This is a genomic window from Aureimonas sp. CAS (assembly GCF_059838215.1).
Map to the genome: position 1 here is coordinate 2,389,674 of NZ_CM187563.1, position 15,680 is coordinate 2,405,353.

The following is a 15,680-nucleotide window of genomic DNA, read 5'->3' on the forward strand; positions in this document are numbered from 1 at the left end:
CTCGGGAAGCCGAGGCACCACGCCGTCATCCACGATCCGACCGGGATCGGGACCGCCATTAGACGGAACCCTAGGATGAACAGGTTCACCTTTACGTTAGAAGTCGGTTGGTTCCCTCTCCGGCATGATCGATGTCGGGAAAGGGTTAGCGAAGGCTAAAATCCCGCCTTCGCGGTCAGGCGAGCGCGATCTCCGGCACGTGGGCCTTGGCGAGCGCCATGTCCTCCTCGAAGGCCGCCTGTTCCCGAGCCTTCGCTTGCGCATCGGGCAGACGGAGGATGTAGGACGGGTGCACGGTGACGAGGAGCTTGGTCTCGCCGTCCTCCAGATCGATCAGCCGCGATCGCGTGTCCCGGATCGTCACCGACTTGCCGAGCACGGAGGCGGCGGCGGTGGCACCCAGAGCCACGATGAGCTTGGGGCGAATCATCTCGCGCTCGATCTCCAGCCACCAGCGGCAGATCTTCACCTCGCCCATGTTCGGCTTGGCATGGATCCGGCGCTTTCCCCGCGGCTCGAACTTGAAGTGCTTCACGGCGTTGGTGACATAGGCCTGCCGACGGTCGATTCCGGCCGTGGCGAGAGCGGCGTCGAAAACCGTGCCCGCCGGGCCGACGAAGGGATGGCCGGCCAGATCCTCCTGGTCGCCCGGCTGTTCGCCGACGAAGATCACCGGCGCGTCCGCCGGCCCTTCGCCGAAGACGGTCTGCGTCGCCGGCTCCCAGAGCGGACAGGCCTTGCAATGCCGCGCCTGCTCGCGCGCCTCGTCGAGATCGTCCGGCCTCTTGTTGAAGCCGCCGAACGCCTCCTCCCTCGTCTTGGTCGCCATCATCCGCTCCGCGTTGCGCTCGTGACGCAAACTCGGCAGCGTGGGCGCGGTTTCGATCATGCGGCGCGAGGCCGCTTCCGCGCCGCGGATCAACGGGTCGATCAGCGCCGCCTCCGGCAGATTGTGCCAGTACTTCTTCGGCATCTCGGCCGTCATGGCCTTCACCTTCAGCCGCGACGGGTTGAAGATGGAAGCGTAGTAGGTGAGCCAGAGCGCCTCCATGTCGTCGTCCTTCGGCTTCTGGCTCGGATCGGCGCCTTCGGTGAAGACGAGGCGTTCTCCGTCCCAATGAACGGACCGCTTGGGCGTCAGGATCGACCAGACCATGCCGGTGAAGCGCCGCTGGAAGAAGCCGGCCGTCAGCTCCACCACGTGGTGGAAGGGCTCGAACCAGGCGACGTAGCGCTTGCCGTCTTCGGTCTCGATCTCGCGGAAGCGCACGAAGGCCTTCATCTTGTGCGCGTCGCGGCGCACCGCCTTCTCCATCTCGCGCGCATGGATCACGTCGCGGTCGGACTGGATGTCGAGAAGCGCGCGCTCCTCCTGGATGCGCCAGAGCAGACGATAGGCCAGCGAGAAGCGTTCGGCGTCCGCGTGGCAGATCACGGTCCGTGCCAAGTCCGGAAAGGCCTTCGGCACGGTCGGCGGCAGAGCGCCCTCCGGCGGGCCCGGCAGCGGCTCGGCGAACAGCCCGCCGTTTTCGCCCGCGACCGCAAAGGACAGGCGCTCCGGCGCGACGCCGAGGAGAAGCGCCGTGCGCGCCGCCTCGCGCCAGCCTTCGAAATCCGCCGGATGGGAGAGAATCGCTTCGTACATCGCTTTCGCTCGTTCGTCATCTCACGTCGTTCGACCGGACGAATCGAGCCCTACGAAGCCCTCACCCGGTTCGCTTCGCGAACCACCCTCTCCCGCAAGCGGGAGAGGAAACGGTGCCCTTCAGGCGACGTTCCGGCATCCCAGCGACGATGAAGCTTCCCCTTCTCCCCGGGGAGAAGGTCCCGGCAGGGGATGAGAGTTTCATCGGGCACCAGGCCTCGCAGTTCTGGGATGTAACGGCTGCACGCCCTCACCCGGCTGCTCGCTCTCGCTCGCATCCACCCTCTCCCGTTCCGGGAGAGGAATGGCGCCCTCTTCCTCAAATGCTTCGCGCCGTTCCTCAGAACAAACTCAACTGCTCGGCCTTCGGTGCCACGACCGGGCGCAAATGCTCGCGATCCGTCAGCCCGCCCGGCGTCCAGTCGAGCGCCGTGACGAAGGGGCGGACCTTGTCGAGCGAGTGGCAGAGCTTGGCGACGTCGTCCAAACGAAGCGTGCGATGCCGGCGCGTCTGCAGAATGCGGTTCACTGCCTTGGTGCCGAAGCCGGGCACGCGCAGCAGCGTCTCCTTGTCGGCGCGATTGACGTCGACGGGGAAACGGTCGCGGTTCTTCAGCGCCCAGGCAAGCTTGGGGTCGATGCCGAGGTCGAGCATGCCGCCCTCACCGCCCGAAACGATCTCGCGGCGGTCGAAGCCGTAGAAGCGCATGAGCCAGTCGGCCTGATACAGGCGATGCTCGCGCATCAAGGGCGGTTTCATCAAAGGCAGACGGGAGGAGGCGTCCGGGATCGGCGAGAACGCCGAATAGTAGACGCGCTTGAGGCTGTAATTGCCGTAGAGGTTTTCCGAGCGCGCCAGCACCGCGTCGTCGTCCGTGCCATCCGCGCCGATGATCATCTGCGTCGACTGGCCGGCGGGCGCAAAGCGCTTCGGCTTCGCCCGGTCCCGCGCCTCGCCCTTGTGCTCCTCGATCTTGAGCCGCAGATGGCCCATCGATCGCTTGATGTCGCGCGGATGCTTCTCCGGTGCCATGGCTTCGAGCGAGAGGTCGGTCGGAAGCTCGATGTTGATGGAAAGACGATCGGCGTAGAGCCCCGCCTCCTCGATCAGGGCCGGCGATGCGTCCGGAATGGTCTTCAGATGGATGTAGCCGGCGAAATTGTGCTCGGTGCGCAGGCTTTTGGCGATCCGCACCATCTCCTCCATCGTGTGATCGGAGGATTTGATGATGCCGGAGGAGAGAAAGAGGCCTTCAATATAATTGCGCTTGTAGAAGTTCAGCGTGAGCTGGACGACCTCCTCGACCGTGAACCGCGCCCGCGCGACGTTCGAGGACGAGCGGTTCACGCAGTAGACGCAATCGTAGATACAGAAGTTCGTCATCAGGATCTTGAGGAGCGAGATGCACCGTCCGTCGGGCGCATAGGCGTGGCAGATGCCGTGGCCCTCGGTCGATCCGATCCCCTTCGACTTGGCGGAATCGCGCTTGACCGTGCCGCTCGACGCGCAGGACGCGTCATACTTTGCGGCATCGGAGAGGATCGCGAGCTTGTCGATCAGGGTCATCTTGGCCATCCGTCAGACATAACGTTCGCGATCCGTTCCTGCCAGACCCCGCCCCTGCGACTCCTCCGCGCGCCCTTCAGGAACCGTTCAGGCTCGCTTAGCGATATGGGAGCGAGAGGCATCGAGATCGTCCATGCGGGCCGCTCCCGACGCCGAAGATCGAGGATGGAGACGTTCGATGCGCAAATTCTTCCAAGGGGCTTTGGCCGCCGCCGTGATGGTTACCGGCATGGTGTCGCTGGCGCCCGCGCCCGCAGCCGCCCAGAGCTTCCAGATCGAGGTCGGTCCCCGCGGCGTGCAGATCAACGAAGGCCGGCGCCACCACGACCGCCGCTGGGAGGACCGCCGCGACAATCGGCGCTGGGACCATCGCCGCGATCACCGCCGCTGGGACGACCGTCGTGGCGGGCGCGGGCATCACGCCGGGCGCATCAGCCGCGAGTCGGTCGCCCGCTGCGCGCAGCGCTATCGTTCCTACGACCCGCGCACGCACACCTATGTCGTGAACCGCCGCGGCGACCGGGCCGTCTGCCGGCTCTAGGCTCGGGTATCCCCGTCCGGAAACGAAGAAGGGCCGGCGATGCGCCGGCCCTTCTTCGTTTCGTTCGTGCAGCAAGGTGCCTACGCCAGGGCGGATCGCACCGCCCTCTGGGCCACCACGCGCACCAGATGCGCCCGATAGGCGGACGATCCGTGGATGTCCCCCATCATCTCGCCCTCGTCGACCGACAGTCCGGCGAGCGCCGAGGCATCGAAATTGGAGGCCAGCGCCTCCTCCGCCTCCCGCCAGCGGAACGCGCCGCTGGCGCTCGCACCGGTGACGCCGACGCCGACCGAGCCGTCGTCCCGCCGCGCGACGAAGACCGCCGCCATCGCGTAGCGCGATGCCGGGTTGCGGAACTTCTCCCAGCCGGCCGCCGAAGGCGCGTCGAAGGAGACGGCGGTGACGATCTCGCCCTCCTCCAGCGCGGTCTCGAACAGGCCGAGGAAATAGTCGTCCGCCGCGATCTCGCGCGTGTTCGTGTGGATCGTCCCGCCGAGCGCGAGCAGCATCGCCGGATAGTCCGCCGCCGGATCGAAATTGGCGACGACGCCGCCCATCGTGCCCATGTGGCGCACGGCCGGGTCGCCGATGAGCTCGGCCAGATGCGTGACGGTCGGGCAGAGCGCTTCGACCTCGCGCGACCGCGACAGCTCGTAATGCGTCGTGCCGGCGCCGATCCGCACCCGCCGGCCGTCCACCGAGATGCCCTTCAGCTCCTCGATGTGGCGAAGGTCGACCAGCGCCGAGGGGCTGGCGAGCCGCGCCTTCATCGTCGGCAGGAGCGTCATGCCGCCGGAGAGGTACTTGCCCTCGCCGTCCCCTTCGGAGACGAGGCGCGCGGCCTCGGCAAGGCTGGTCGGGCGGTGATACTGCGTCTGGTACATCTCGTCCCTCCCCTCGTCAGGCCACGGTTCCGGCGCGGTTCATCGCCGCCCAGATCTTCTCGGGCGTTGCGGGCATGGTGAAGTCCGCCGTCCCGATGGCGTCGATGATCGCGTTGACGACGGCCGGCGGGGAGCCGATCGCGCCCGCCTCGCCGCAGCCCTTCATGCCGAGCGGATTGGTGGTGCAGGGCGTCTCGGTCGTCTCCACGTCGAACATCGGGAAGTCCCAGGCGCGGGGCATGGCGTAGTCGTTGTAGGAGGCGGTCACGAGCTGGCCCGTGTCGTCGTAGTGGACGCCTTCCAGAAGCGCCTGGCCGATGCCCTGCGCCAGTCCGCCGTGGACCTGCCCCTCGACGATCATCGGATTGATGACGGTGCCGAAATCGTCCGCCGCCACGAAGCGGCAGACGTCGACCTTGCCGGTCTCCGGGTCCACCTCGACCTCGCAGATGTAGCAGCCGGCCGGGAAGGTGAAGTTCTGCGGGTCGTAGAACGCGCCTTCCTTGAGGCCCGGCTCCATCCCGTCCGGAAGGTTGTGGCCGGTATAGGCGCCGAGCGCGACCTCGTGCCAGGCGAGCTTGCGGTCGGTGCCCGCGACCTTCACCTCCCCGTTCTCGATGACGATGTCCTCGTCGGAGGCCTCCAGCAGGTGCGCGGCGATCTTCTTGGCCTTGGCCTCCACCTTGTCGAGCGCCTTGTGGATCGCGCTCATGCCGACCGCGCCCGAGCGCGAGCCGTAGGTGCCCATGCCGAACTGCACCTTGTCGGTGTCGCCATGGACGATCTGGACGTTCTCGATCGGAACGCCGAGCCGGCCGGAGACGAGCTGGGCGAAGGTCGTCTCGTGGCCCTGGCCGTGGGAGTGCGAACCGGTGAGGATCTCGATCGTGCCGACCGGGTTCACCCGGACCTCGGCCAATTCCCACAGCCCGACGCCCGCGCCGAGCGAGCCCACGGCCTTGGAGGGCGCGATGCCGCAGGCCTCGATGTAGCAGGAGAAGCCGATGCCGCGTTTGCGCCCCCTCGCCTCCGATTCCGCGCGCCGGCCGGCGAAGCCGTCGTAGTCGATCGCCTTCAGGCCGGCGTCGAGCGTCGCTTCGAAGTCGCCCGTGTCGTAGTTCATGATGACGGGCGTCTGGTGCGGGAAGGACCGGATGAAGTTCTTCCGGCGGAACTCGGCCGGCGACATTCCGATCTCGCGCGCCGCCGTCTCGACCAGACGTTCCACGACATAGGTCGCTTCCGGGCGACCCGCGCCGCGATAGGCGTCCACCGGCACGGTGTTGGTGTAGACCGCCTTCACGTTCGCGTAGACGGCCGGGATGTCGTACTGGCCCGACAGGAGCGTGGCGTAGAGATAGGTCGGGGTCGCCGACGAGAAGAGCGACATGTAGGCGCCGAGATTGGCCGCCGTCTCGACCCGAAGGCCGATGATCCTGTGGTTCTCGTCGAGCGCGAGTTCCGCCTTCGACTGGTGGTCGCGGCCGTGCGCGTCGGTCAGGAAGGCCTCGTCGCGCCCGCTCGTCCACTTGACCGGCACGCCGGTCCGCTTGGACGCCCAGAGGCAGACGATCTCCTCGGGATAGATGTAGATCTTCGAGCCGAACCCGCCGCCGACATCGGGCGCGATGACGCGCAATTTGTGCTCGGGCGCGACATTGTAGAACGCGCTCATCACCAGCCGGGCGACATGCGGGTTCTGCGAGGTCGTCCAGCAGGTGTAGTGCTCCTCGGCCGGATCGTAGACGCCGAGAGCCGCGCGCGGCTCCATCGGGTTCGGCACGAGGCGGTTGTTGACGATGTCGAGCTTCGTCACGTGCGCCGCGCGGGCGAAGGCCGCGTCCGTCTCGGCCTTGTTGCCGAGCTCCCAGTCGAAGATGAGGTTGCCCTCGGCCTCCGGGTGGAGCTGCGGCGCGCCGGGCTCTAGCGCCTTTCGCGCATCGACGACGACCGGCAGCTCCTCGTAGGAGACCTCCACCGCCTCGGCCGCGTCGCGGGCCTGCGCCTTGGTGTCCGCCACGACGACCGCGACCGCCTGACCGACATGGCGCACGGTCCCCTGCGCCAGCGCGGGCCACTGGCCCATCTTCATGCCCGAGCCGTCCTTGGAGGAGACCGCCCAGCCGCAGATGAGATTGCCGATCCCGTCGGCCTTCAGCTCCTCGCCGTTCAGGACGGCGATGACGCCGGGCATCTCCAGCGCAGCCGAGGCGTCGATCCCCGCGATCGTCGCGTGGGCGTGCGGCGAGCGCACGAAGTAGGCGTATTTCATGCCCGGCACGCGCATGTCGTCGACATAGCGGCCCCGGCCGGTGATGAAGCGGCGATCCTCCTTGCGCTGGACCCGCGCGCCGATCCCTTCGATACCCATCCCGGTTCTCCTCCCGAAGACTTCTCTGTTCGTCTGACGACGGCTCGGCGTCGCTACTCGGCGGCGATCGGCTGCGCGGCCTGCCCCTGCATCGCCTCCGCCGCCGACAGGATCGCCTTCACGATGTTGTGGTAGCCCGTGCAGCGGCAGAGATTGCCCTCCAGCTCCTCGCGCACCGTCGCCTCGTCGAGCTGCCCGTCGTGGCGGTTGATCATGTCCACGGCGGTCATGATCATGCCCGGCGTGCAATAGCCGCACTGCAGCCCGTGATGCTCCTTGAAGGCCGCCTGCACCGGGTGCAGGTCCTGCCCCTGCGCGATGCCTTCGATGGTGGTGACGGAGGCCCCGGAGGCCTGGACCGCGAGCATGGTGCAGCTCTTCACGGCCTTGCCGTCCACATGCACGATGCAGGCGCCGCACTGGGACGTGTCGCAGCCGACATGCGTGCCCGTGAGGCCGAGATCGTCGCGCAGGAAATGAACGAGGAGCGTCCGGTCCTCGGCCTCGCCCGACATCTTGCGCCCGTTCACGGTCAGGGAAATTGAGCTCATCGAATCCTCCTCGCGGGCGCTTCCGTAAGGAAGCGCGAGCCCTCGGGGTCTCGCGGCGCTTGGCAGAGGCGACGAGCCCGCCGCGCCGTTCTTTCGACCCGTTCCAAAGTTGAGACTGCAACGCCGCACCGGCGCTCGCAAGGCCCGGCGGCAGGCGCGATGTGTTGCGCCGCAGCAGAGGGCGCGACTTCCCGCCGCAGGCGAGCGGTGTGGCGCAAGTCCCACAAAAGCCATGCGGAATAGGGTTCGCCCCTCTATCGTCCTTCAACCTGACGATTGCACCATTGTGATCGGCGCCCTTTGACGGCATCCTTGCGTGCAAGCACGCTTCGGGGGGTGCGGGCCGTCCGCGGCCAGGGGATTCAGGTGCCGGCGACAGCCGGTCCGGATGCATCCTCGCCGAAGCATCCGGGGGTCCGACAAGAGAAGCCGTCCATTGCCGACCGATCCGAAGGCCCTCGCCCTGCGAGCGGGAGCGATCCTGCTCCTTGCGTCCGTCGCGTTTCCGAACGCTGCCGAGGCACAGCTCCGCAGCATCCTCGATCCGTTCGGCCTGTTCAGCCGCGACGAGGAGCCCGACGAGGCGATCGTCGATCCCGTGAACTACACGGTCTCGTTGCAGGTCTCGCCACCGGTCGACGATCTGGAGGACACGCTCCGCTCGGCTTCCATCCTCGTGGCGGATGAGGACGAGCCGGTTTCCGGCTCGCTCGGCCTCCTGTCGCGCGCCCGCACGGACCGCCAGCGTCTCGTCGCCGCGCTCTTCGAGAATTCGCGCTACGGCGGTCTCGTGACGATCCGCATCGAGGGCCGCGACATCGCCGACCTCGCGCCGGACACCGCGTTCGACACGACCCGTCCGGTCCCCGTCTCGATCCTCGTCCAGCCCGGTCCGGCCTTCTCCATCGGCCGGGTGGCGCTGTCCACCGACGACGGCCAGCGGATCGATCCGGCGCAGTACGAGCTGACGCCGGGCTCGCCGGCCGATTCCGTGCGCATTCTGGCGGCCGAGAACCAGATCTTCCGCGATCAGCGCGAAACCGGCCGGCCCTTCGTGGCGGTCACGGGGCGCGACGTCGTCGCCGACCACAACACCAATACCGTCGACTACGCGCTCGAACTGTCGCCCGGCGATCCGGTGCCCTTCGGCCAGACCTTCGTGACGGGAACGCGGGCCGTGCGCCCCGGCTTCGTCGCCTACATGACCGGCATCCAGCCTGGCACGATCTACTCGCCGGAGGATATCGACCGGGCGCGCGAGCGGCTGACGAATCTCGCCGTCTTCTCCTCGGTCAACGTGAAGATCGCCGACGCGCAGGAGCCGGACGGCACCGTTCCGGTGCTCGTCGAGGTGGCCGAACGCCCCTTCAACACGCTGGGCGCGGGCGCGACCCTCTCGAACACGGACGGCGCCGGGGTCAACGCCTATTACGAGCGCCGCAACCTCTTCGGGCAGGCCGAGTCGATCCGCCTCGAAGGCGCCGTCTCGCGCATCGGGGCCAACGAGGTCTCCAGCAACGGCCGCGACATCGAAGGCATCGACTACCGGGCCTCCGCGACCTTCCGCAAACCCGGCGTGCTCGGACCGGACTCGGTCTATATCGGCTCGCTCGGCGTCCTGCGCGAACAGCCCCTCGCCTACGACCGCTTCTCGATCTTCGGCACCAGCGGCGTCGAGTACCGGATCGACCGGGTCCAGAGCGTCATCGCCGGCCTGCGCCTGGAATACGAGGAGATCACCGACTTCCTCGGCACCGACGACTTCCTGATCGCCTCGGCGCCCGTGACTTACACCTACGACACGCGCGACGACGCGCTGAACCCCACCGAAGGCTTCCGGGTCCAGCTTCTCGGCGAGCCGTCCTTCGACGCCAACAACTCGACCTTCTTCTTCAAGGCGCGCGGCGACGCGTCGGCCTACCTGTCCTTCGACGAGGACAACCGCTTCATCCTGGCCGGACGCGCCGGCCTCGGCACGATCGTCGGAGCGGACCTTCTCGACATGCCGAACTCGCGGCGCTTCTATGCCGGCGGCGGCGGCTCGGTGCGCGGCTACGTCTTCCAGTCGATCGGCCCGTATTTCCCGTCCGTCGCCGACACGGCGCTGGGTCAGAACCCGCTCTTCGTCGACACCCCGACCGGCGGCCTCTCGGTGTTCGAAGCCTCCGCGGAACTGCGCATCGGGATCACCGAGAACATCCAGATCGTGCCCTTCATCGACGGCGGCGCTGTCTCCGACGACCTCTTCCCCGACTTCTCCGAGTTCCGCCTCGGCGCCGGCGTCGGTGCCCGCTACATCACGGGCTTCGGCCCGATCCGCGTCGATGTCGGCATACCGCTCGACCCCGGCCCGCGCGACGGATCCTTCCAGTTCTACGCCGGCATCGGACAGGCCTTCTGATGCGCTCGCTTCTCCGCCCCCTCGCCCCGGTCGCGCTGGCCGCAGGCTTCGTCTCGACCGCCGCCGCACCCGCGAACGCGCAGCAGTTCGTCGCGAACCAGATCGCCAATCTGATCTCGACCGAGAACGCGCAGGTGCAAATCACCGGTCTGTCCGGCGCGCTCACCGGCGCGCTGCGCATCGAGGAAGTGACCGTCTCCGATGCGGACGGCGTCTATCTGACCGCGAGCGACCTCGCGCTCGACTGGTCGCCGCTGGCGCTCGCGCGCTCCAACGTGCAGGTTCAGAACCTGTCCGCCGGCCAGATCACGCTGACGCGCCTGCCGGGTTCGGCGCCCCAGGACCCGGACGCGGAGCCCTCGAGCGGCTTCCAGCTTCCCAACATCACCGCCGACATCCAGCGCATCGCGATCGACGAGTTCGTCCTCGGCGAGGCGGTCGCGGGCACCGCCGCGACCCTGTCCGCGCAAGCCTCGCTGCAGCTGTCGAACGAGCCGGTCCAACTCGCGAGCTCGGCCGACATCCAGCGCCTCGACCAGGGCGGTCAGATCGATCTCCAGCTCGCCTTCGCGCCGGACGAGAACCGGCTGGTCGTCGATGTGAACGCGTCCGAGCCAGCGGGCGGCATCGTCGCCGGCCTTCTCGACCTTCCGGGCACGCCGCCGATCGAGCTGACCGTTTCGGGCACCGGTCCGCTGAACGACTTCGCCGCGCAAGGGTCGCTCGACATCGACGGCGCTTCGGCCATCACGCTTTCGGCCACCGTCGCGGACGGTGCGGACGGGCGGCGCGTCACCGCCGACATCTCCACCATCACCGGGCCCTTCGTGCCCGAGCAGTATGTCGACGTCGTCGGGGAGACCGCCGAACTCGACCTCGCGGTGCTCCTTCGCCAGGACGACGCGATCGTGATCGACACCGGTCGGCTCGTCTCCGGCGATCTCGATCTGACCGTGCTCGGCACCTACGATGCGAACGGATCGGGCAACGATCTGCGCGTCACCATCGCCACCGATTCCGGCAACCCGGTGCCGCTTGGCTTCGGCTCGGGCGATTCGCGCACCAGCCTCGAAATCTCCGCCCTGGACGCGACGCTTCGCGGCGCGCTCTCCTCGGCCGCCGTCGAGGCGACCGGTTCGTTGCGCACGGCGAGCTTCGGCGAGTACGGGGCGCAGGGGCTCAACGCCAGCCTTTCGACGCCCGGCTTCAACCTCAACGCCGTGACCGGCCCGTTCGAGATCACGGCCAACGCGGCGAGCGCCAGCGCGCCGGAGGGCGTCCAGCGCAACATCCTCACCGGCCCGATCGGCCTCTCCGCCTCGGGCGAGCTGACCGAAGCGGAACTGACGCTTCGCGAGACGCGCGTCTCGACCGCAACCGCCAACGCCGCCGTGAATGGCAGCGCGGCGCTCGACTTCTCCGTCTTCGACCTCGGCCTGAACGCGGACGTGCGCTCGGCGGCTCTGGCCGACGACCTCGCCACCTATGCCGGCGAGCGCCTGTCGCTGTCGGGCGCGGTGGCGCGGGACGCGGAAGGGAATTTCGGGGCTCGCGATCTGCGCCTCTCCGGCGACGGGCTTAATGTCGAGGGTTCGGCTTCGCTGGCCGGTGAGACCCTCTCGGCGAACCTGACCGGCTCGCTCGACCAGTCCGCCAACGAAGCGACCGCCCTCGAAGGGCGGGCCGACTTCTCGCTGACGGCCGGCGGCAACCTCGTCTCCCCCGACATCGACCTGACCCTGACGGCGGCGGACCTCGTGGTCGGCGGCCGCGAGCTGACCGATCTCGACGCGCGCGTGCAGGGCAATTTCGCGCCCGACGCGCCGAACGGCACGATCGAGGCCTCGGGCAGCTACAACAACCAGCCGCTGCAGGTGACCGCCGACTTCGAGACGCTGGGCGACGGCCAGCGGGCGCTGCGCAACCTTCTCGTCAACCAAGGCGACAACACGATCGAGGGCGAGATCGTCCTCTCGTCTCAGAACGTCCCGACAGGCGAGGTGCGGATCGACGCGCCGGACCTCTCCACGCTCGCCGCCCTCTTCGCGCAGACCGCCTCCGGCGATCTTTCGGGCAACGCCGCCTTCGCGACCAACCCGGCGGGCCTGCCCGTCGCCGACATAGACCTCACCTCGGCCGGCATCACGGTGGCGGAAGCCACTCTCTCCGGCCTCGCCGTCGATCTGCGCCTGACGGACTATCTCCTGCGCCCCGTAGCGTCGGGCACGCTCGCGGCGTCGAGCCTGGAAGCCGGCGCCTACACCGTCGAAGACCTCGACATCGACCTGTCGAACCTGAACGACGAGACGGTCATCGACGCGGGCGTCAACGTCAACGGCGTTCCGATCGCCTTCCTCGGCGACCTCGCCTTCATCGAGACCGGCATCCGCCTCGCGCTGCGCGAACTGACGGCCGAGATCGAGAACGCCGACCTCGCGCTCCAGTCGCCCGCGACCGTGGTCGTCGGAAACGGGATGACCAATATCGAGCCGCTGGCGCTGACGGTCGGCGGCGGCTCGCTGAACGTCGCAGGTTCGGTCGGCGAAGGCGTCGATCTCGACATCGCGCTCGACGCCTTCCCGCTCGCCATCGCCAATCCCTTCGTGGAGGGGCTCGACGCTTCGGGCTTCCTGACCGGAACGCTCCGGACCGCCGGTCCGGCGGCGAACCCGCGCGCGGACTTCACGCTGTCGGGCTCGGCGATCGAGACCAGCCAGACGCGCGCCGCCGGCCTCGACACGATCGAACTCTTCGCCGAAGGCCGCTACCGCAACGCGGTCACGACGCTCGATCAGGCGACGATCGATCTCGGAGAGGGCGCGATCCGCGCCTCGGGCGACATCGGCGAGACGCTGGCGCTCGACTTCGAACTCGCCGCGCTTCCCGTGGCGCTCGCCAACGATTTCGTGGACGGGCTCGACGCCTCCGGCACGATCGACGGCACGGCGCGCGCGACGGGCCGCATCGACAACCCCGTCATCGTCTTCGACGTGGACGGGCGCGGCATCACGGCCGCGCGCATCGCGCAGGCCGGCATCGCGCCGATCACGCTCGACGTCTCCGGCGCGCTCCGCAACGGAACCGTGCGCTTCGATCAGGCGCTCGCCGACATCGGCGACGGGTCGATCTCGGCGACGGGCAGCGTCGGGCGCGACCTCAATCTCCAACTCGATCTGGCGGACGTTCCGGTCGGCCTCGCAAACGGCTTCGTCGAAGGCCTCGGCGCCGCCGGCACGATCTCGGGCAACGCCGTCGCCATGGGCTCGACGGCCAACCCGCAGGCAAGCTTCGAGATCACCAGCTCGAACATTTCGGCGGCGCCGCTTTCCGCGTCCGGCGTCCAGACGGTCGCCCTCGACCTCGCAGGCACCTATGCGGAAGGCACGTTGACCCTCCGGCAGGCCGAGATCGACACCGACACCGGCCGCCTCACGGCCGAGGGCACGGTGGGCGAGGCGCTGAACCTCTCGCTCGTTCTCGACAATCTTCCCGTCGCGCTCGCCAATGCCGTACAGCCCGATCTCGGCGCGCAGGGCACGCTGTCCGGCACGGCGCAGGCCACGGGCTCTCTCCAGGCGCCGAACGCCACGTTCGACGTCTCCGCCGACGGCGTCTCGCTCGCCCGCACGCGCCAGGCGAACGTGCCTGCGCTCGATGCCGTGGCGCGCGGCGCCTACGAGAACGGTACGGCCCGCATCGAGACCGGCACCGTCCAGGTCGGGTCGGGCTCGCTTTCGCTCGCGGGCACGATCGGCGACCTTCTCGACGTCGATCTCGTCGTGAACCAGCTGCCGCTGGCGCTCGCGGACGGCTTCGTGGACGGGCTGGGCGCGACCGGCACGCTGTCGGGCCGCGTCTCGGCATCCGGTCCCCTCGCCAACCCGGCCGCGCAGTTCGACGTGTCGGCGACAAACGTCTCGGCGGCGCAGGCGCGCGCCTTCGGCGCCCCTCCCCTCGACGCCGTCGCCGTCGGCTCCTACTCGGGCGGCACGGCGCAGCTCCAGTCCGCGCGGATCGACCTCCAGGGCGGCGGGCAGGTGACCGCCACCGGCACGGTCGGGCAGCAGCTGAACGTCGATGTGACGCTGGCGAACATTCCCGCCTCGCTCGCCAATGCGGCCGTGCCCGATCTCGGCGCCAGCGGCACGATCGGCGGGAGGGTCCAGGCCTCGGGCTCGATCACCAATCCGAGCGTGACCTACGACGTCACCGCCTCCTCGCTCTCGGTCCAGCAGACGCGCGACTTCGGCGTCGGCGCGCTCGATATCGCGGCCGACGGCACCTACGCGGGCAACGCGGTGAACCTCAACGCGCTGAGGCTCTCGGGTTCGGGCATCGACTTCTCGGCGTCCGGCTCGGTGAACGTGGCGGGTACGCCGAGCTTCGACCTGTCCTTGAACGGCACGGCGCCGCTGGCGCTCGCCAACCCGATCCTCGCCGAGGGCGGCCGGTCGATCAACGGCACCGTCGCGGTGAACGCGCAGGTGTCCGGCAACGCCGCGCAGCCGAACGTGACGGGCACGGTCTCGACCGCGGGCGCGCAGTTCATCGACACGGGCTCGAACGTCGTGGTCAACGGCATCACGACCACCATCGCGCTCTCCGGCCAGACCGCGACGGTCCAGTCCTTCACCGCCCAGCTGAACTCGGGCGGCACGATCGGCATCTCCGGCTCGATCGGCCTTTCCGCGCCCTTCCAGTCCGATCTCTCGATCCAGGTGGTGGAAGGCCGCTACACGGACGGCGAGCTCCTCGCGACCGTTCTCGACGCGCAATTGACGCTGACCGGCCCGCTGACGGCGACACCGACGCTCGGCGGCACGATCAACGCGCGCGAGATCAACGTCACCGTGCCGGACAATCTGCCCACCTCCTTCCAGCGGCTCGGCGTGCGTCACGTCAACGCGCCGCCGGCCGTCCTGCGGCAGCAGGCCGAAATCAATCCGGACCAGGGGGAGACGGGCAGCCAGGCCGGCGGCATCAACCTCGACCTGACGCTGAACGCGCCGGCCCGCGTCTTCGTGCGCGGCCGGGGCATCGACATGGAGCTCGGCGGCTCGATCCGGATCACCGGCCCGGCCTCCAACCTCTCGATCGTCGGCGCCTTCGATCTTCAGCGCGGGCGGTTCCAGATCCTGTCGCGGCGGCTCGACTTCCAACGCGCCTCGCTCTCCTTCACCGGCAATCTGATCCCGACGCTCGACGTTCTGGCGACGTCGCAGGCCGGTGAGGTGACCGTCAGCATCGCGATCACCGGGCCGGCCAACGATCCGAGCTTCGCCTTCTCCTCCACCCCGCAGCTCCCGCAGGACGAGGTTCTGGCGCGCCTGATCTTCGGCCAGGCGACGACGGACCTCTCGCCGCTTCAGATCGCACAGCTCGCCGACGCGGCCGCGCAGCTGGCGGGCGCGGGCGGCTCCTCGGGCCTTCTGGAAAATCTGCGCGGCCAGCTCGGCGTCGACGACATCGACATCCGCACGACCGCCGACGGACAGGCCGCGGTCGGCGTCGGTCGCTACATCAACGACAACACCTATATCGGCGTCGATACGACGGGCCGCGTGTCGATCGATCTGGAGCTCGGCACCAATGTGCGGGCGCGCGGCGCGGTCAACGCCGAGGGCGGCGGCGAGGTCGGCGTCTTCTACGAACGCGAATTCTAGAAACGGCGGCGACGGGGCACCGCCCCGGTTCCGCCGCTGCACCGTCCGCGGGCA

The 15,680-nt window shown here is 68.7% G+C and carries 8 protein-coding genes; 3 read left to right on the forward strand and 5 right to left on the reverse strand.

All coding sequences use genetic code 11. The features are described 5' to 3' along the window. Positions 1-175 precede the first annotated feature (175 nt). Together AC6R2M_RS11545 and AC6R2M_RS11550 are read right to left on the reverse strand one after the other, a co-directional pair. Positions 176-1,645 (reverse strand): UdgX family uracil-DNA binding protein, encoded by a 1,470-nt coding sequence (locus AC6R2M_RS11545; protein ID WP_500482266.1) that lies wholly within the window; start codon positions 1,643-1,645, stop codon positions 176-178. Positions 1,646-1,985: 340 nt separating this feature from the next. After that, on the reverse strand, positions 1,986-3,221 hold the full coding sequence (locus tag AC6R2M_RS11550) for a putative DNA modification/repair radical SAM protein (RefSeq protein ID WP_500482268.1): 1,236 nt from the start codon (positions 3,219-3,221) through the stop codon (positions 1,986-1,988). A gap of 169 nt (positions 3,222-3,390) precedes the next feature. Between AC6R2M_RS11550 and AC6R2M_RS11555 the strand changes: the two genes are divergently transcribed. Continuing rightward, positions 3,391-3,753 (forward strand): BA14K family protein, encoded by a 363-nt coding sequence (locus tag AC6R2M_RS11555; protein ID WP_500482270.1) that lies wholly within the window; start codon positions 3,391-3,393, stop codon positions 3,751-3,753. An 80-nt stretch (positions 3,754-3,833) separates the two neighbouring features. Here AC6R2M_RS11555 and AC6R2M_RS11560 read toward each other — a convergent pair whose 3' ends face one another. From AC6R2M_RS11560 to AC6R2M_RS11570, 3 genes are read right to left on the reverse strand one after another with little or no spacing between them, the layout of a single operon-like run. Next, a complete protein-coding gene (locus tag AC6R2M_RS11560; protein WP_500482272.1) occupies positions 3,834-4,640 on the reverse strand; it encodes an FAD binding domain-containing protein in 807 nt (268 codons plus the stop codon). Positions 4,641-4,656: 16 nt separating this feature from the next. Further along, a complete protein-coding gene (locus AC6R2M_RS11565; protein ID WP_500482274.1) occupies positions 4,657-7,011 on the reverse strand; it encodes a xanthine dehydrogenase family protein molybdopterin-binding subunit in 2,355 nt (784 codons plus the stop codon). 53 nt (positions 7,012-7,064) lie between these two features. Continuing rightward, positions 7,065-7,562, reverse strand: a complete 498-nt coding sequence (locus AC6R2M_RS11570; RefSeq protein WP_500482276.1) for a (2Fe-2S)-binding protein — start codon at positions 7,560-7,562, stop codon at positions 7,065-7,067. A gap of 436 nt (positions 7,563-7,998) precedes the next feature. Here AC6R2M_RS11570 and AC6R2M_RS11575 point away from each other — a divergent pair, with 436 nt between their 5' ends. Further along, positions 7,999-9,963 carry an autotransporter assembly complex protein TamA gene (locus tag AC6R2M_RS11575; RefSeq protein ID WP_500482278.1) on the forward strand — a complete coding sequence of 655 codons (1,965 nt, stop codon included), beginning with the start codon at positions 7,999-8,001 and terminating at the stop codon, positions 9,961-9,963. Further along, complete coding sequence (locus AC6R2M_RS11580) at positions 9,963-15,626, forward strand: translocation/assembly module TamB domain-containing protein (protein WP_500482280.1); 5,664 nt, start codon at positions 9,963-9,965, stop codon at positions 15,624-15,626. The genes AC6R2M_RS11575 and AC6R2M_RS11580 overlap by 1 nt, the downstream gene beginning before the upstream one ends. Positions 15,627-15,680: the final 54 nt, after the last annotated feature.